Raw genomic sequence first — 17,643 nt, 5'->3', positions numbered from 1 at the left:
ACGAGTGTCCCTGATCGCTTCAGACCACTTCCGCATCGTTGTCGGCCTCGGCAAGAGCGGCATGTCCCTGGTTCGCTTCCTCGCGAACCGGGGCACGTCGTTTGCCGTGGCCGACACGCGGGAAAATCCACCGGAGCTGGTCACGCTGCGCCGTGACTACCCGCACGTGGAAGTGCGTTGTGGCGAGTTGGATGTCGAGTTTCTGTGCCGCGCCGATGAGCTCTACGTGAGCCCCGGCCTGGCTCTTTCGACACCGGCCCTGCAAGCGGCAGCGGCGCGTGGTGTGAAGCTGTCCGGCGACATCGACCTGTTCGCACGTAACGCCAAGGCGCCGATCGTGGCCATCAGCGGCTCCAACGCAAAAAGCACCGTGACGACCCTGGTCGGCGAGATGGCGGTTGCGGCCGGCAAGCGCGTGGCTGTGGGCGGCAACCTCGGCACGCCGGCGCTGGACTTGCTCAGCGACGACGTCGAGCTGTACGTGATGGAGCTGTCGAGCTTCCAGCTGGAAACCACGCACGACCTGGGTGCCGAAGTGGCCACCGTGCTGAATGTCAGCGAAGACCACATGGACCGTTACAGCGGCCTGCCGGCGTATCACCTGGCCAAGCACCGGATCTTCCGCGGTGCCCGGCAAGTGGTGGTCAACCGCCAGGATGCCCTGAGCCGTCCGCTGATGGGCGAGGGCCTGCCATGCTGGACCTTCGGCCTGGGTAAACCTGATTTCAAAGCTTTCGGCATTCGCGAAGAGAACGGCGAGAAATACCTGGCCTTCGAATTCCAGAACCTGATGCCGGTCCGCGAACTGAAAATCCGTGGCGCACATAACCAGTCCAATGCCCTGGCGGCCTTGGCGCTGGGCCATGCTGTGGGCCTGCCGTTTGATGCCATGTTGTCCAGCCTGCGCACATTCGCCGGCCTTGAGCACCGCTGCCAGTGGGTGCGCGACCTCAATGGCGTCAGCTATTACAACGATTCCAAGGCCACCAACGTCGGTGCTGCCCTGGCGGCCATCGAAGGCCTCGGTGCTGACATCGAAGGCAAGCTGGTGCTGATCGCCGGTGGCGATGGCAAGGGTGCCGACTTCAAGGACCTTAAAGGGCCGGTGGCTGCGCATTGTCGCGCCGTGGTGCTGATGGGGCGTGATGCCGACCTGATCGCCGCCGCCCTGGGTGACGCTGTGCCGCAAGTGCGCGCCACGTCCCTGGACGACGCCATTGCCCAGTGCAAAGCCATGGCCCAGCCGGGTGATGCCGTGCTGCTGTCGCCGGCGTGCGCCAGCTTCGACATGTTCAAGAACTACGAAGAGCGCGGCCAGCTGTTCGCCCGCGGCGTGGAGGCCTTGGCATGAATTTCAGAAATATCATCAAGCCGTATCCGTCGCCGATCATCACCGGGCGTGGTATCGACCTCGACTTCCCGATGCTTGCCGGTTGCCTCGCGTTGCTGGGCCTGGGCCTGGTGATGATTACGTCGGCGTCCTCCGAAGTGGCCGCCGTGCAGTCGGGCAACACGCTGTACATGATGATCCGCCACCTGGTGTACCTGGTGATCGGCTTGGGCGCTTGCATCGTCACCATGATGATTCCGATTGCTACCTGGCAGCGCCTGGGTTGGCTGATGCTGATCGGTGCGTTTGGTTTGCTGGTCATGGTGATCCTCCCCGGCATCGGCCGCGAGGTGAACGGTTCGATGCGCTGGATCGGCTTCGGTGCGTTCAACGTGCAGCCGTCTGAAATCGCCAAGGTTTTCGTGGTGATTTACCTCGCCGGCTACCTCGTCCGTCGCCAGAAAGAAGTGCGCGAAAGTTGGATGGGCTTCTTCAAGCCATTCATCGTGCTGCTGCCCATGGCCGGCCTGTTGCTGATGGAGCCCGACTTCGGTGCCACCGTGGTAATGATGGGCGCGGCGGCGGCGATGCTGTTTCTCGGCGGCGTGGGCTTGTTCCGGTTCGCCTTGATGGTGGTGCTGGCGGTGGTTGCCGTTTACCTGCTGGTCGAAGCACAACCGTATCGGATGGCGCGCCTGATTACCTTTACCGACCCCTGGTCCGATCAGTTCGGCTCCGGCTACCAGTTGACCCAGGCGCTGATCGCCTTTGGTCGCGGCGGATGGCTGGGCGTGGGGTTGGGGAACAGCGTGCAGAAGCAGTTCTACCTGCCGGAAGCGCACACCGACTTCGTGTTCTCCGTGCTTGCCGAAGAGCTCGGCGCCGTGGGCTCGCTGTGCACCGTTGCACTGTTCGTGTTCGTCTGCGTGCGCGCGCTTTACATCGGTCTTTGGGCCGAGAAAGCCAAACAGTTTTTCGCCGCCTATGTCGCATACGGGTTGGCGTTTTTGTGGATCGGCCAGGTGCTGATCAACATCGGGGTAAACATCGGTCGTCTGCCGACCAAGGGTTTGACCCTGCCGTTTCTCAGCTACGGCGGCAGTTCGTTGGTTATCTGCTGCGTTTGCCTCGGCTTGTTGCTGCGCATCGAGTGGGAGAGTCGAACCCACTTGGGCAGCGAAGAGATGGAATTCAGCGAGAGCGATTTTGCCGAGGAGCCGAACCATGGGCGCTAACGTGCTGATTATGGCGGGCGGCACCGGGGGCCATGTGTTCCCGGCCCTGGCTTGCGCGCGTGAATTCCAGAACCGTGGCTACACCGTGCATTGGCTCGGTACGCCACGCGGCATTGAAAATGAATTGGTGCCGAACGCCGGCTTGCCGCTGCATTTGATCAACGTCACCGGCCTGCGCGGCAAGGGCAAACTGTCCCTGCTCAAGGCGCCGTTCGTGTTGCTCAAGGCCGTCTGGCAGGCGCGCAAAATCATCCAAGAATTGAAGCCGGTGTGTGTGCTGGGTTTTGGCGGTTATGTGACCGGCCCTGGCGGTGTCGCCGCCAAGCTCGCCGGTGTGCCGGTGATTGTGCACGAACAGAACGCCGTCGCCGGTACCGCGAACCGTTTGCTGGTGCCGTTGGCCGCGCGAGTGTGTGAGGCTTTCCCGAAAACCTTTGCTGGTTCGGACAAGCTTCGCACCACAGGCAACCCGGTGCGTACCGAGCTGTTCATGGATATTGCCCGCCAAGCGCTGACAGGCCGTAAGCCGCACTTGCTGATCCTTGGCGGGAGCCTGGGTGCTGAGCCGCTGAACAAGTTGCTGCCTGAGGCACTCTCGCAGCTGCCTGTGGAATTGCGGCCAGAGGTGTTTCACCAGGCTGGCAAAAATCATGATGAAGTCACTGCCCAACGCTATCGCGAGGCGGGTGTGGAGGCTGATGTACAGCCCTTCATCAAAGACATGGCCCACGCCTATGGCTGGGCCGACCTGGTGGTCTGTCGCGCAGGCGCGTTGACCGTCAGTGAACTGGCTGCGGCCGGTCTGCCGTCCTTGCTGGTGCCTTTGCCCCACGCCATCGACGATCACCAGACCCGCAACGCCGAATATTTGGCCGGGGAGGGCGCTGCCTTCCTGCTGCCGCAAAGAACGACTGGCGCCGCCGATTTGGCCGCACGCCTGACCGAGGTTTTGATGCAACCGGAACGACTCAACAGCATGGCGAGCACCGCAAGCCGCCTGGCTAAACCTGACGCAACCCGCACCGTGGTCGATATCTGCCTGGAGGTGGCCCATGGTTGAGAATCAGAAAGCCATGCCACAACCCGAGATGCGCCGCATCCGTCGCATTCACTTCGTCGGCATCGGCGGCGTGGGCATGTGCGGGATTGCCGAAGTGCTGCTGAACCTGGGTTATCAGGTGTCCGGCTCCGACTTGAAAGAGTCGCCGGTGACTGATCGCCTGAAGAGTTTTGGTGCACAGATCTTTATCGGCCACCGTGCCGAGAACGCCGCCGAGGCTGACGTGCTGGTGGTATCCAGCGCCGTGAACACCTCCAACCCGGAAGTGGCCACTGCCCTTGAACGTCGTATTCCGGTCGTGCCGCGTGCCGAGATGCTCGCCGAGCTGATGCGCTATCGCCACGGCATCGCCGTCGCCGGTACCCACGGCAAAACCACCACCACCAGCCTGATCGCTTCGGTGTTCGCGGCCGGTGGCCTGGACCCGACGTTCGTGATCGGTGGCCGTCTGAATGCAGCGGGTACCAATGCCCAGCTCGGCACCAGCCGTTACCTGATCGCCGAGGCCGATGAAAGCGACGCAAGCTTCCTGCACCTGCAACCGCTGGTCGCTGTCGTCACCAACATCGACGAAGACCACATGGCGACCTACGACGGTGACTTCAACAAGTTGAAGAAAACCTTCGTCGAGTTCCTGCACAACCTGCCTTTCTACGGTTTGGCCGTGGTGTGCCTGGACGACCCGGTGGTTCGCGAAATTCTGCCGCAGGTCAAGCGTCCGACCGTGACCTATGGCTTCAGCGAAGACGCTGACGTGCGCGCGATCAATGTGCGCCAGGAAGGCATGCAAACCTTCTTTACCGTATTGCGCCCGGATCGCGAGCCGCTGGATGTGTCGGTGAACATGCCGGGCAACCACAATGTGCTCAACTCCCTGGCGACCATTTGCATCGCGTCCGATGAGGGCGTCAGCGATGAAGCCATCGTCGAAGGCCTGTCGCGCTTTGCCGGTGTCGGCCGTCGCTTCCAGGTCTACGGCCAACTGCCGGTAGACGGCGGCGACGTGATGCTGGTGGACGACTACGGTCACCACCCGACTGAAGTCGCAGCGGTCATCAAAGCCGTACGCGGTGGCTGGCCGGAGCGCCGCCTGGTGATGGTTTACCAGCCGCACCGCTACAGCCGCACCCGCGATCTGTACGACGACTTCGTCAATGTATTGGCCGATGCCAACGTGCTGCTGCTGATGGAAGTTTACCCGGCCGGTGAAGAGCCGATTCCGGGCGCCGACAGCCGCAAGCTGTGCAACAGCATCCGCCAGCGTGGCCAGTTGGACCCGATCTACATCGAGCGCGGTGTGGACCTGGCGCCAATCGTCAAGCCGCTGCTGCGTGCCGGCGACATCCTGCTGTGCCAGGGCGCCGGCGACATCGGTGGCCTTGCACCTAAATTGCTCGCGAGCCCGCTGTTTGCAGCCGTGCAGGGGACGTCGAAATGACCACGAACTACGACGCCCTGTTTTCCACCATCACGCCTGCCGACTTCGGCCGCGTGGCCGTGCTGTTTGGCGGCAAGAGCGCTGAGCGCGAAGTGTCGCTCAAGTCCGGCAATGCCGTGCTTGAGGCGCTGCAAAGCGCCGGCGTGAACGCGTTCGGTATCGACGTGGGCGATGATTTCCTCGCCCGCCTGCAAGCCGAGAAGATTGATCGCGCCTTTATCATCCTGCACGGCCGTGGCGGTGAAGACGGCAGCATGCAAGGCCTGCTCGAGTGCGCCGGCATCCCTTACACCGGCAGCGGCATCCTTGCTTCGGCGCTGGCGATGGACAAGTTGCGCACCAAGCAGGTGTGGCACAGCCTGGGTATTCCAACCCCGCGTCACAGCGTGCTGTGCAGCGAAGACGATTGTATTTCTGCAGCCAAGGAACTGGGCCTGCCTTTGATCGTCAAACCTGCCCATGAAGGCTCCAGTATCGGCATGGCCAAAGTGAACTCGGCCGCCGAATTGATCGACGCATGGAAAGCGGCAAGTACCTACGATTCGCAAGTGTTGGTGGAACAGTGGATCCAGGGTCCCGAGTACACCATCGCCACCCTGCGTGGCCAGGTATTGCCGCCTATCGCATTGGGCACGCCCCACACCTTTTATGACTACGACGCCAAATACCTGGCCTCCGATACTCAGTACCGGATCCCATGTGGCCTCGACGCAATCAAGGAACAGGAATTGATGGACCTCACGGCGAAAGCCTGTGAGGCGCTGGGTATCGCCGGTTGGGCGCGGGCAGACGTGATGCAGGATGACCAAGGGAATTTTTGGTTCCTTGAAGTCAACACTGCTCCCGGCATGACCGATCACAGCCTGGTACCTATGGCAGCCCGTGCCGCCGGTTTGGATTTCCAGCAGTTGGTGCTGGCGATTCTGGCCGCAAGCATTGAGCCAAGAGGCTAAGCACATGAACGGCGCATCGCTTCGTCATCAGCCCCCACAAGCTCCCGGCCGCAAGCCGGTGCCGCGGGGTGCCAGCCGGATGGTGGCTAAAGAACCGATGTCGGCGCGCCTGCCGAAAGCCAACTTTGGTTTTATCAAAGCGCTGTTCTGGCCGGTGCTGCTGGTGGCGTTGGGCTTCGGCACTTACGAAGGCGCACAGCGTCTGTTGCCGTATGCCGACCGGCCGATCACCAAGATCAGCGTGCAGGGCGACTTGAGCTACATCAGCCAGCAAGCGGTACAGCAGCGCATCGGCCCGTACCTGGCGGCGAGCTTCTTCACCATCGACCTGGCCGGTATGCGTTCGGAGTTGGAACAGATGCCATGGATCGCGCATGCCGAAGTCCGCCGCGTATGGCCGGACCAGGTGACGATCCGCCTGGAAGAGCAATTGCCTGTTGCCCGTTGGGGCGATGGCGCGCTGTTGAACAACCAGGGTCAGGCGTTTACCCCGCGTGAACTGGCCAACTACGAGCACCTGCCGCAGTTGTTCGGGCCGCAGCGGGCGCAACAGCAAGTGATGCAGCAGTACCAGGCCTTGAGCCAGATGCTGCGGCCACTGGGCTTCTCCATCGCACGCCTGGAATTGCGTGAGCGGGGCAGCTGGTTTTTGACCACCGGTGCAGGCAGTTCCGGCCCCGGTATCGAGTTGTTGCTGGGACGCGACCGCTTGGTAGAAAAGATGCGCCGCTTTATTGCCATCTATGACAAGACCTTGAAAGAACAGATTACGAACATTGCGAGCGTCGACCTGCGTTACGCCAACGGCCTGGCCGTCGGCTGGCGTGAACCGGCTGCGCCGACGACAGCCAAACCCGCTGTCGCGAAGAATTAAGAAGAGGCAGGACCCATGGCAAACGTGCAAAGCGGCAAAATGATCGTCGGTCTCGATATCGGCACCTCCAAAGTGGTGGCGCTGGTGGGCGAGGTCGGGGAAGACGGCGTTATCGAAATCGTCGGTATTGGCACGCATCCGTCCCGGGGCCTGAAGAAGGGCGTGGTGGTGAACATCGAGTCCACCGTGCAATCGATCCAGCGCGCCATCGAAGAAGCGCAGCTGATGGCCGGTTGCCGGATTCACTCGGCGTTCGTCGGCGTGGCCGGCAACCACATCCGCAGCCTGAACTCCCACGGCATCGTGGCGATTCGCGACCGCGAAGTCAGCGCGGCCGACCTTGAGCGCGTACTCGACGCTGCCCAGGCCGTGGCGATTCCAGCTGACCAGCGTGTGCTGCACACACTGCCGCAGGACTACGTGATCGACAACCAGGAAGGCGTTCGCGAGCCTCTGGGCATGTCGGGCGTACGTCTGGAAGCCAAGGTTCACGTGGTGACCTGCGCCGTCAACGCCGCACAGAACATTGAAAAATGCGTGCGCCGCTGCGGCCTGGAAATCGATGACATCATTCTCGAGCAGCTGGCTTCGGCCTACTCGGTACTGACCGACGACGAAAAAGAACTGGGCGTGTGCCTGGTGGACATCGGCGGCGGCACCACCGACATCGCGATTTTCACCGAGGGTGCGATCCGTCACACCGCCGTGATCCCGATTGCCGGTGACCAAGTCACCAACGACATCGCGATGGCGTTGCGCACGCCGACCCAGTATGCCGAAGAAATCAAGATCCGTTACGCCTGCGCCCTGGCCAAACTGGCCGGTGCCGGTGAAACCATCAAGGTGCCAAGCGTGGGCGACCGTCCTCCGCGCGAGCTGTCGCGTCAGGCCCTGGCCGAAGTGGTCGAGCCGCGTTACGACGAGCTGTTCACCCTGATCCAGGCTGAACTGCGCCGCAGCGGCTACGAAGATTTGATCCCGGCCGGCATCGTGCTGACCGGTGGCACTTCGAAGATGGAAGGCGCGGTCGAACTGGCCGAGGAAATCTTCCACATGCCGGTCCGTCTGGGCGTGCCCCATGGCGTCAAAGGCCTGGGCGACGTGGTGCGCAACCCGATTTATTCCACCGGTGTGGGCTTGCTGTTGTACGGGCTGCAAAAGCAGACCGACGGCATTTCCCTGTCGGGCCCGAGCATCCGTGACAGCTACCGCAGCGACGACGAGGCCAAAGCGCCGTTGTTCGAGCGGCTGCAGGCTTGGGTAAAAGGAAACTTCTGATGAAGTTAGCTTCAAGCGACAAGTTTTAAGCTTCAAGTAACACGCTTCAAGCTTGCAGCTAATAGCTTGCAACTTGGAGCTGATGTAAAGCAGTAGGCGAAAAAACTAGAGAAAACGAAAGGAGAGGGAACATGTTCGAACTCGTAGACAACATCCCCGCAAGCCCGGTTATCAAAGTAATCGGTGTCGGCGGTGGCGGCGGCAACGCTGTCAACCATATGGTCAAGAGCAACATTGAAGGCGTTGAATTCATCTGCGCCAACACTGATGCCCAGGCGCTGAAAAGCATCGGCGCGCGGACCATCCTGCAATTGGGCACAGCCGTGACCAAAGGCCTTGGCGCTGGCGCCAACCCGGAAGTCGGCCGTCAAGCCGCGCTGGAAGACCGCGAGCGTATTGCTGAAGTGCTGCAAGGCACCAACATGGTGTTCATCACCACCGGCATGGGCGGCGGTACCGGTACCGGTGCAGCGCCGATCATTGCCGAAGTGGCCAAGGAAATGGGCATTCTGACGGTTGCTGTCGTGACCCGTCCGTTCCCGTTCGAAGGTCGCAAGCGCATGCAGATTGCCGACGAAGGCATCCGTCTGCTGTCTGAAAGCGTCGACTCGTTGATCACCATTCCCAACGAGAAGCTGCTGACCATCCTGGGCAAGGACGCAAGCCTGCTGTCCGCGTTCGCCAAGGCTGACGATGTGCTGGCCGGTGCCGTTCGCGGTATCTCCGACATCATCAAGCGCCCGGGCATGATCAACGTCGACTTCGCCGACGTACGTACCGTCATGAGCGAAATGGGCATGGCGATGATGGGCACTGGCTGCGCCAGCGGTCCGAACCGTGCACGTGAAGCCACTGAAGCGGCCATCCGCAACCCGTTGCTGGAAGACGTGAACCTGCAAGGCGCACGCGGCATCCTGGTGAATATCACCGCCGGTCCTGACCTGTCCCTGGGTGAGTACTCCGACGTGGGTAGCATCATCGAAGCCTTCGCTTCCGAGCACGCGATGGTCAAAGTCGGTACCGTTATCGATCCGGACATGCGTGATGAACTGCATGTAACCGTGGTTGCTACCGGCCTGGGCGCAAAAATCGAGAAGCCTGTAAAGGTCATCGACAATACCGTTCACACCGGCCACAACAGTCACGCCAGCCAAGCGGCTGCCGCTCCAGCGCCTGCGCGCCAGGAACTGCCGTCGGTGAACTACCGTGATCTGGACCGTCCGACCGTGATGCGCAACCAGGCTCAGGCCGGTGCTGCGGCGTCCCGTAGCCTGAATCCGCAGGATGATCTGGATTACCTGGACATCCCGGCATTCTTGCGTCGTCAGGCCGATTAATGGAATGTATCAGGGCTATGAAGGTGATTGGTGTTCAGCAAAGGTCTGGTCTGCTATTATCGCCAGCCTTTGTTGATACCAGTTCGCAATTTGCGCTGAAGCGGTCCAAGCCATGATTAAACAACGCACCCTGAAGAATATTATTCGTGCCACAGGTGTAGGTCTGCACTCCGGGGAGAAGGTATACCTGACCCTCAAGCCTGCACCTGTCGACACCGGCATCGTGTTTGTGCGTGCCGACCTGGACCCTGTGGTGCAGATTCCTGCTCGCGCGGAAAACGTTGGCGAAACCACTATGTCGACCACATTGGTCAACGGTGACGTCAAAGTGGACACGGTGGAGCACTTGCTCTCGGCCATGGCTGGCCTGGGCATCGATAACGCCTACGTCGAGCTCTCCGCGTCCGAAGTCCCCATCATGGATGGCAGCGCTGGTCCCTTCGTATTCTTGATTCAATCTGCCGGCCTGGAAGAACAGGACGCAGCCAAGAAGTTCATACGCATTCTGCGGGAAGTGACAGTAGAAGACGGCGACAAGCGCGCCACCTTCGTCCCGTTCGAAGGCTTTAAAGTGAGCTTTGAGATCGATTTCGATCACCCGGTATTCCGTGACCGCACCCAAAGTGCAAGCGTGGATTTTTCCAGCACTTCGTTCGTAAAAGAAGTCAGCCGCGCCCGTACCTTTGGTTTCATGAGTGACATCGAGTACCTGCGCAAGCACAACCTCGCACTCGGCGGCAGCGTTGAAAACGCCATTGTGGTCGACGCGGATGGTGTACTGAACGAAGACGGCCTTCGCTATGAAGACGAGTTCGTGAAGCACAAGATCCTCGATGCAATCGGTGACCTCTACCTGCTGGGCAATAGCCTGATAGGCGAGTTCAAAGGCTTCAAGTCGGGCCACGCCCTGAACAACCAGCTGCTGCGCAAGTTGATTGCACAGACAGATGCTTGGGAAGTCGTGACCTTCGAAGATGCCAGCACCGCACCGATCTCTTACATGCGTCCCGTTGCGGCGGTGTAAGTAACAACTCTCTTCTTTAGTTTTGAAAGGCTGCCTTCGGGTGGCCTTTTTTTATGCCCGCCTTTTCTGAGAGCGCAGCCATTCCATGTGGGAGCTGGCTTGCCTGCGATAGCATCACCACGGTGTCTAAGTAATACCGAGGCGCCTGCCTCGCAGCCTCGCTGAAGCTCGACATCTCCCACATCGATTGGCTGCGCACTCACGAATCTCAAAGCGTTGCAGCATCCACAATCCGATTACGCCCCGTGTGCTTGGCCTCATACAGCGCCTGATCGGCACTCAGCAACAATGCCTCCAATGTAGTGCGGCTGCGTTTATCCCAGGTACTCATGCCGATACTCACGGTAATCGGCCGCTCGGCGCCGGCCACCCGTGGCAAGTGCTCGACACTGCTGCGGATGTGCTCGGCAATCACCCACGCGCCCTTGGCGTCGGTGTGCGGCAGCACCACCGCAAACTCCTCCCCGCCAAATCGTGCCGCCAGATCGGCTGGCCGGCGGATGTTGTCTTCGATGACGTGAGCCACCGCGCGCAATGCCTCGTCGCCACCGTGATGGCCATGGCGATCGTTGAAGGCCTTGAAGTGGTCAACGTCGATCATCAGCAGTGTCAGCGGCTCGGTCGAGCGTTGCGCACGGTCCCATTCCAGGTGCAGACGCTGGTCCAGGGTGCGGCGGTTGGCCAGGCCGGTCAGTGCGTCGGTGGCTGCCAGTTCTGACAGCACCTGTTCGGCGCGATGGCGGCGGCGCAGTTCTTTGCTCAGCATCCAGGTCAACCACAATAGGCCAATGCACAGCACGCCCGTCGCGAAGCTGATCAGCAGGGCGGCTCGCTTCCATTGGGCGAAAACTTCGTCGCTGGACAGGGCCACCGCCACGATCAGCGGCAAGTTGCCGACGCTGGAGAAGGTATAAAGCCGCTCCTGCCGGTCAACGCTGGAAATGCCTCGAAAGTTGCCCTCACGGTCCTTGAGCATCCGCGTCACGTTGGGACGCTGGCTGAAGTCCTTATTGATCAGGTCCTGAGCCAGCAGAGGGTGCTGTGCTAGCACAATGCCTTCGTGGTTGATCAGGTTGATGGTGCTGTTGCTGCCGATATTCAGGCTGCTGAACAACTGATGGAAGTACGACAGGCGCATGGTGGCCACCGCGACGCCCTGGAAGCGCCCGTCCGGCCCGGATAAGCGGCGGCTGAATGCAATACGCCACTTATCGTCGCACACGCAGCGCGCCATGAACGGGCGGCTGATATACAGCCCGAGGTCCGGATTGTTCCGTTGAGCCTGGAAGTAGTCACGATCAGCAAAATTTTCCTTCTTTGGCGTGAGTAAGGAAGCGTCTGCGATGACCTCGCCATTGGCATCCAGCAGCAGGGTATCGCCCTTGTATGGCGCGGCAGCGGAGCGGTCGAACAGTATGAGGTGGCGAATACTGGCTGAGACGTCTTGCAGGTCACTGCGTTCGGTGGCGGCGATCAGTCCCTTAAGGGCCATGTCGTAGAGCTCGATGTTGCGCAGCACATCGGTGTCGATCAGTTGGGTGATGTTGTTCGCGGTGCGTTGGGCGGTCTGCAGGGTATTGGCGTGTTCGCGAATCAACAGCGCCGCCACCATCCCCACGATCAACAGGGCCGTGAGGACGCTGCCCAGGATCAACAAGCGTTCCGGGCGACGTGTGGGGCGGGAAAGGCGTGGGCTCATCGGGCTTACTTCTGCTTCGAGGATGCCAATAGCGTAGTCCTTGTATGGCTGTGCAGGGTCAGTTCAGCGCGCGGCAGCCTCCACAACCCGGTTGCGCCCACTGTGCTTGGCCTCATACAACGCCTGATCCGCCCGCAGCAGCAACGCTTCCAGAGGCAAGCGGCTGTGTTTGTCCCAGGTACTCATGCCGATACTCACGGTAATCGGATGCTCGGCGCCGGCTACCCGTGGCAAGTGTTCGACACTGCTGCGGATATGTTCGGCGATCACCCAGGCGCCCTTGGCATCCGTGTCGGGCAGCACCACTGCAAATTCTTCTCCGCCATAGCGTGCGGCCAAGTCGGCCGGGCGACGGATGTTACTGCCGATGACTTGGGCGACCGTGCGTAATGCCTCGTCGCCACCGCGGTGGCCATGGCGGTCGTTGAAGGCCTTGAAGTGGTCAACGTCGATCATCAGCAGCGTCAGCGGCTCGGTCGAGCGTTGCGCACGGTCCCATTCCTGACGCAGGCGCTGGTCCAGGGTGCGGCGGTTGGCAAGCCCGGTCAGGGCATCGGTGGCTGCCAGTTCAGACAGTTCCTGTTCGGCACGATAGCGGCGGCGCAGTTCGTGGCGCAGCATCCAGGTCAGCCATAGCAGGCCAATACACAGCACGCCGGTGGCGCCACTGGTCAGCAGTGCGGCGCGCTTCCAGGGCGCGAACACGTCCTCGCTGGCCAGCGCCACCACCACAATCAGTGGCAACTCGCCGACATTGGTGAACGTGTACAAACGCTCAGTACCGCTGAGGGTCGAGATCGCCCGGAAGCTGCCTTCGCCTTCGCGCAATATACGTTTGAAATTGGGCCGATCGCTCAGGTCCTTATCAATCATGTCGCGCTCCAGCAACGGCTGCTGGGCCAGGAGAATGCCTTGATTGTTCAGCAGGTTGACGGAGCTGCCATTGCCGATGGTCAGGCGGTTGAACAATTGATCGAAATACGCCAGGCGCATCGTCGCCACGGCCACGCCAGCAAATTCGCCGTCCGGGCCCGTTACCCTGCGACTGAACGCGATGCGCCATACCTGATCGCAGGCGCAGCGGATCTTGAACGGGCGGCTGATAAACAGCCCCGCCTGCGCGTTTTGTTTATGGGTCTGGAAATAATCACGGTTGGCGAAATTGCGCGGCGTCGGCCAGAGGGTCGAGGAGTCGGCGATCACGTTTCCATCGGCATCCAGCAACAGCACTTCACCTTTGAAGGGCGCCGCGGTGGATTGATCAAACTGCACCATGTGGCGGATGTCCGGGGACGCCTGCGACAGGTCCTTGAGCTCGGTGGCCGAGATCAGGCCCTGCAGCGCCAAGTCATAGAGTTCGACGTTACGCAGCACATCGGCGTTGATCAGTTGGGTAATGTTGGTGGTGGCGCGCTTGGCCGCCTGCACGGTGCTGGCGTGTTCGCGGGTCAGCAACGCGGCGACGATAACCACAATCAGAGTGACGGTGAGACTACTGCCCAGAATCAGCAAAAGCTCTGGGCGTGCAGGCATTGTAGGAGTGCGGGGTGGACTCATCGCGCAGGCTTCAGCAGGGAAGATGCTGGCAGTTTAGTTCTACGCGATGAAAATTAAATCATGGGTGAAAAAGAAAGATCAGTGCCTTAGAACACGTTGATCGGGTAGTCCACGATCACCCGGTATTCATCCACATCCCGGTCCACTGCCGAGTAGCCGTTGCCGCCGCGGTTGGTCGCCCACTGCAGCCGCACGGCCAAATCCTTGGCTTTGCCGCCTTGCACCACGTACTTCAAGTCGATATCCCGTTCCCAGTGTTTCGCGTCCTTGCCATCGGCGCTGTACCAGGCGCTGTAGCCACGGCTGTTCGGGTCGACTTTGGTCAGGTCGGTCTTGCCGCTGATATAGGACACGGCGGACGTCAGCCCGGGCATGCCGAGGCCGGCGAAGTCGTAGGCATACTTGAGTTTCCACGAGCGCTCGTTGGGGCCGTTGAAGTCCGAGTATTGCTGGGAGTTGTCCAGGTAAATGCTGTCGCCCTGGCTGATGTAGTCGAACGGCGTGTTGCCGTTGACCCGCTGGTAGGCAGCGGTGACGCTGTGGTTACCCACGCCGACGGTGAAATGCAGGCTGTAGGTGTTGTTGTCGATAGTACCCAGCAGCGACTGGCCGGTGTCCTCGGTGTGGTAGTAGTGCAGGCCGGGGTTGAGGCTGACCAGATCATTCAGCGCGTAGGTGTAGTCCAGGTCGTAGTAATACTGATGCCATACATCCTTGAGTTCGGAGGCATACAGGTTGCTGGTCAGGCCGGGAACACCGCTGAACGACACGCCGGCCCAGTTCAGGTGCTGGCTGTCGGCGTGGTCCGGCAGCGTGCCGTAGCTGGTGCCGATGCGACGGTGGCCGCTCTGGTTGTAGAGCTTGGTGAAACTGGCCTGGCCGCCTTCGAGCATCCAGCCGTCGAAGCTGTGGTTGGTCAGGCTTACGCCACGGAAGTCCTGCGGCAACATGCGGGTCATGCCGCCGGCGATGACCGGGTTGTTGAGGAACAGGTCACCGGCCTTCAGTTCGGTGTCGAAGGCACGCATTTTCAAGGTGCCGCCAGCGGTGGAGAACGAGCCTGGGGCTTTGCCGTTGCCGGAGCCTACGGGCAGGATGCTGGAGCCATCGGTGCCGCCACCGCCGTCAAGCTTGAGGCCGAGCATGGCGTTGAGGTCGAGGCCAAAGCCGACGGTGCCCTCGGTGAAGCCGGACTCGAAGGTGCCGATAAAGCCCTGGCCCCATTCCTTGCTGTCATCGGTGTGAATGTCGCGACGGTCGCGGTTCATGTAGTAGTTGCGAGTGTTGATTTTGAAGCTTGAACCTTCGACAAAGCCGTCAGCTTTAGGCGTGTCTGCCGCGTGGGCAAGGGGGATGATCGTTGCTGCAATCGCGAGGAATAACGGGGTGAACGTCAGCGAGTTCTTCACCGGTGGAGCTCCTTTGGTCAATCGAAAACGGCCAATGTCGTGGGGGTATGCCTGGCCTTTTTTAACGGCAAAAAAAAGCCGCTGAAGTCAGCGGCTTTAAACAGATTCCCAGTGTAGAGCCCTGGAAATAAGTCGAGGGAAATTCGGGTGAGCGGGGAAGCTGTCTTTGCCGTCGCGCTCATCGGTGCGTCAAAGTAACGCAGGCGAGCGGTGCGATACAGAGTGTAACAAGATAATGACTGTTGCCCAAACCGCAACAGTCAGGACGTCGGGAGGTTCAAGGTGGGATTGGCGTGTGTGGGAGCTGGCTTGCCTGCGATAGCATCGCCGCGGTGCGAAAAGGTGTACCGAGGTGCCTGCATCGCCGGCAAGCCAGCTCCCACATTGGACTGAGGTGTTCTAAAGATCTAAACCGGCAACGTAATGCCAAACGTATTGCCGCCACCGTCACTGCGCACAAACACATCCCCGCCATGCATCAACGCAATTGCCTTGACGATGGCCAGCCCCAACCCGTGATTGGCCCCGCTGTTGCTGCGCGACGCGTCCACCCGATAGAAGCGTTCGAACAGCCGTGGCAAATGCTCGCTGGCAATTTCATCACCCGGGTTGGTCACCCCGATGGCCACCTGATGCGCCTGCACTTCGATGTTCACTTCGATGATCTGCCCTGGCGCGGTGTGCTGTACCGCATTACTCAGCAGGTTGATCAGCGCGCGGCGCAGGTGGGCTTTTTCGATCTGCACCACGGCATCGCCGCGCACCCGAACCTTGACTTGGGCGTCTTCGAGGATGAAGTCCAGGTAGTCGAGGGTGGTGGCGACTTCATCGGCCAGGGAGCTTTCAATCAGCTTGGTGGCCTTGCTGCCCTGGTCGGCGCTGGCGAGGAACAGCATGTCATTGATGATCGAGCGCAGGCGTTCCAGCTCTTCGAGGTTCGATTGCAACACCTCGAAGTAATGCTCGGCGGAACGGCCGCGCGTCAGCGCTACTTGGGTCTGGCCGATCAGGTTGGTCAGCGGCGAGCGCAGTTCGTGGGCGACGTCGGCGTTGAATGACTCCAGGCGCGAGTAGGCCTGTTCAACTCGATCCAGCGTTGAGTTGAACGAGTTGACGAACTGGCTCAGCTCCGGCGGCAACGGCGACAAGTGCAGGCGCCCGGAGAGTTTGGGCGGTGCGAGTTTTTGCGCTTCATCCGAGAGTTTGCCCAGCGGCTTGAGGCCGATACGCGAGACCCAGAACCCCAGCAGCGCCGCCAGGACCACGCCGACGAACGCCAGGCCGATCAAGGCCATCAACAGGTGGTGCTGGGTGGCGCGGAAGTTTTCGGTGTCGATGGCGATCATAAAGCGCAGCGGCGGGCGTTGTTCTTTGGCTGGGAATTGGCTCAGCAACACCTTGAACGGGTATTTATGCCCAGGCAGGCGCAAGTCGCGTTTGCCGGTCGGCCCTTGGGCGAAGGCGCGGATCTGCGCGTCGGGGTTGCCGTACTCGTAGTTCGGGTCGCTGCTCACCACCCAGAAGCGGATGCGCTTGTCTTCCTCGCCGAGCAATTTCAGTTTGGCGGTGATTTTCGCCCAGTGGTCCGGCGTGCCGAAGCGGTTCACCGACGATTCCAGCACGCTGTAGCGCGCCTCCAGTTCGGCCTCCGGCAACAACCCCAGGCCCCGATCCACTTGCTGGTACAGCGCGCCGCCGATCAACACGAAGATCAGCAGCGCCACCAGGGTGAACATGCCGCTCAGGCGCAGGGCGATGGAGTTAGCCGACACTGCGGTTCTCCAGCACGTAGCCCATGCCGCGAATGGTGTGCAGCAGCTTCTGTTCGAACGGCCCGTCGAGCTTGGCGCGCAGGCGCTTGATTGCCACTTCGACCACATTGGCGTCGCTGTCGAAATTGATGTCCCAGACCATCTCCGCAATGGCGGTCTTGGACAGGATCTCACCCTGGCGCCGCGCCAAGACGCTGAGCAGTGAGAACTCCTTGGCGGTCAGGTCCAGGCGCAAGCCGTTGCGACTGGCCTTGCGGCTGATCAAATCGATCCACAGGTCGGCGACGGTGACCTGCACCGGCTCATGGCCGCCGCTGCGACGGGTTAGGGCTTGCAGGCGCGCCACCAGTTCCAGGAACGAAAACGGTTTGCCCAAATAGTCGTCGGCACCTTCACGCAGGCCACGAATGCGGTCTTCCACGCGCTCGCGTGCGGTGAGCATGATCACCGGCGTTTGCTTGCGCGCACGCAGTGCTCGCAATACGCCGAAGCCATCGAGGCCGGGCAGCATCACGTCGAGCACGATCACCGCGTAATCGTTCTCCAGCGCCAGGTGCAAACCCTCGACGCCTTCGCGCGCCACATCGACGGTGTAGCCTTGCTCCGTCAGGCCGCGGTGCAGGTAGTCCGCGGTTTTTTCTTCATCTTCAATAATCAGGACGCGCATGAGCCTTTTG

Annotated in this window: 14 protein-coding genes; 9 read left to right on the top strand and 5 right to left on the bottom strand. The window is 60.9% G+C overall.

Annotation, left to right across the window (positions count from 1 at the left end):
- The first annotated feature begins 4 nt into the window (after positions 1–4).
- The 9 genes from murD (at position 5) to lpxC (ending at position 10,529) form a co-directional block, all read left to right on the top strand.
- The gene (gene murD, locus ACI77D_RS10935) at positions 5–1,351 is read left to right on the top strand and encodes a UDP-N-acetylmuramoyl-L-alanine--D-glutamate ligase (RefSeq protein ID WP_064450761.1); all 1,347 of its coding nucleotides are present in this window, start codon (positions 5–7) and stop codon (positions 1,349–1,351) included.
- Positions 1,348–2,565: a putative lipid II flippase FtsW gene (ftsW, locus tag ACI77D_RS10930; protein WP_407016566.1), complete on the top strand. Its 1,218-nt coding sequence runs from the start codon at positions 1,348–1,350 to the stop codon at positions 2,563–2,565. The genes murD and ftsW overlap by 4 nt, the downstream gene beginning before the upstream one ends.
- On the top strand, positions 2,555–3,625 hold the full coding sequence (murG, locus tag ACI77D_RS10925) for an undecaprenyldiphospho-muramoylpentapeptide beta-N-acetylglucosaminyltransferase (protein ID WP_064450763.1): 1,071 nt from the start codon (positions 2,555–2,557) through the stop codon (positions 3,623–3,625). Before ftsW ends, murG begins: the two co-directional genes overlap by 11 nt.
- A complete protein-coding gene (gene murC, locus ACI77D_RS10920; RefSeq protein ID WP_064450764.1) occupies positions 3,618–5,063 on the top strand; it encodes a UDP-N-acetylmuramate--L-alanine ligase in 1,446 nt (481 codons plus the stop codon). Before murG ends, murC begins: the two co-directional genes overlap by 8 nt.
- Positions 5,060–6,016, top strand: coding sequence for a D-alanine--D-alanine ligase (locus ACI77D_RS10915; protein WP_064450765.1), 957 nt, complete (start codon positions 5,060–5,062; stop codon positions 6,014–6,016). Before murC ends, ACI77D_RS10915 begins: the two co-directional genes overlap by 4 nt.
- Before the next feature lie 4 nt (positions 6,017–6,020).
- Positions 6,021–6,890: a cell division protein FtsQ/DivIB gene (locus tag ACI77D_RS10910; RefSeq protein WP_064450766.1), complete on the top strand. Its 870-nt coding sequence runs from the start codon at positions 6,021–6,023 to the stop codon at positions 6,888–6,890.
- 15 nt (positions 6,891–6,905) lie between these two features.
- Positions 6,906–8,168, top strand: coding sequence for a cell division protein FtsA (ftsA, locus tag ACI77D_RS10905; protein WP_017738691.1), 1,263 nt, complete (start codon positions 6,906–6,908; stop codon positions 8,166–8,168).
- A gap of 131 nt (positions 8,169–8,299) precedes the next feature.
- A complete protein-coding gene (ftsZ, locus tag ACI77D_RS10900) occupies positions 8,300–9,505 on the top strand; it encodes a cell division protein FtsZ (RefSeq protein WP_053254475.1) in 1,206 nt (401 codons plus the stop codon).
- 112 nt (positions 9,506–9,617) lie between these two features.
- Positions 9,618–10,529 (top strand): UDP-3-O-acyl-N-acetylglucosamine deacetylase, encoded by a 912-nt coding sequence (lpxC, locus tag ACI77D_RS10895; RefSeq protein ID WP_003216227.1) that lies wholly within the window; start codon positions 9,618–9,620, stop codon positions 10,527–10,529.
- Between the two features lie 208 nt (positions 10,530–10,737).
- On the opposite strand, the gene ACI77D_RS10890 is transcribed toward lpxC, so the two are convergent.
- From ACI77D_RS10890 to ACI77D_RS10870, 5 genes are all read right to left on the bottom strand, one after another.
- Complete coding sequence (locus ACI77D_RS10890; protein ID WP_407016565.1) at positions 10,738–12,228, bottom strand: diguanylate cyclase; 1,491 nt, start codon at positions 12,226–12,228, stop codon at positions 10,738–10,740.
- Between the two features lie 63 nt (positions 12,229–12,291).
- The gene (locus ACI77D_RS10885; protein ID WP_064450768.1) at positions 12,292–13,785 is read right to left on the bottom strand and encodes a sensor domain-containing diguanylate cyclase; all 1,494 of its coding nucleotides are present in this window, start codon (positions 13,783–13,785) and stop codon (positions 12,292–12,294) included.
- A gap of 86 nt (positions 13,786–13,871) precedes the next feature.
- Positions 13,872–15,194: an OprD family porin gene (locus ACI77D_RS10880; protein ID WP_128590817.1), complete on the bottom strand. Its 1,323-nt coding sequence runs from the start codon at positions 15,192–15,194 to the stop codon at positions 13,872–13,874.
- 407 nt (positions 15,195–15,601) lie between these two features.
- Positions 15,602–16,966 carry a heavy metal sensor histidine kinase gene (locus tag ACI77D_RS10875; RefSeq protein WP_064450770.1) on the bottom strand — a complete coding sequence of 455 codons (1,365 nt, stop codon included), beginning with the start codon at positions 16,964–16,966 and terminating at the stop codon, positions 15,602–15,604.
- Entirely contained in the window at positions 16,956–17,633 is a 678-nt protein-coding gene (locus ACI77D_RS10870) for a heavy metal response regulator transcription factor (RefSeq protein WP_064450771.1), read from the bottom strand. The genes ACI77D_RS10875 and ACI77D_RS10870 overlap by 11 nt, the downstream gene beginning before the upstream one ends.
- Positions 17,634–17,643 lie beyond the last annotated feature (10 nt).

This window comes from Pseudomonas sp. O39 (assembly GCF_045447295.1).
In the GTDB taxonomy this organism is placed as follows: domain Bacteria; phylum Pseudomonadota; class Gammaproteobacteria; order Pseudomonadales; family Pseudomonadaceae; genus Aquipseudomonas; species Aquipseudomonas antarctica_A.
This window is presented reverse-complemented; position numbering and strand designations above follow the sequence as displayed.

Bases quoted from the DNA above. Each gene is read 5' to 3' on its own strand.
- ftsW (WP_407016566.1), top strand. From the start codon at position 1,348: ATGAATTTCAGAAATATCATCAAGCCGTATCCGTCGCCGATCATCACC.
- murG (WP_064450763.1), top strand. From the start codon at position 2,555: ATGGGCGCTAACGTGCTGATTATGGCGGGCGGCACCGGGGGCCATGTG.
- murC (WP_064450764.1), top strand. From the start codon at position 3,618: ATGGTTGAGAATCAGAAAGCCATGCCACAACCCGAGATGCGCCGCATC.
- ACI77D_RS10915 (WP_064450765.1), top strand. From the start codon at position 5,060: ATGACCACGAACTACGACGCCCTGTTTTCCACCATCACGCCTGCCGAC.
- ACI77D_RS10910 (WP_064450766.1), top strand. From the start codon at position 6,021: ATGAACGGCGCATCGCTTCGTCATCAGCCCCCACAAGCTCCCGGCCGC.
- ftsA (WP_017738691.1), top strand. From the start codon at position 6,906: ATGGCAAACGTGCAAAGCGGCAAAATGATCGTCGGTCTCGATATCGGC.
- ftsZ (WP_053254475.1), top strand. From the start codon at position 8,300: ATGTTCGAACTCGTAGACAACATCCCCGCAAGCCCGGTTATCAAAGTA.
- lpxC (WP_003216227.1), top strand. From the start codon at position 9,618: ATGATTAAACAACGCACCCTGAAGAATATTATTCGTGCCACAGGTGTA.
- ACI77D_RS10890 (WP_407016565.1), bottom strand. From the start codon at position 12,228: ATGAGCCCACGCCTTTCCCGCCCCACACGTCGCCCGGAACGCTTGTTG.
- ACI77D_RS10885 (WP_064450768.1), bottom strand. From the start codon at position 13,785: ATGAGTCCACCCCGCACTCCTACAATGCCTGCACGCCCAGAGCTTTTG.
- ACI77D_RS10870 (WP_064450771.1), bottom strand. From the start codon at position 17,633: ATGCGCGTCCTGATTATTGAAGATGAAGAAAAAACCGCGGACTACCTG.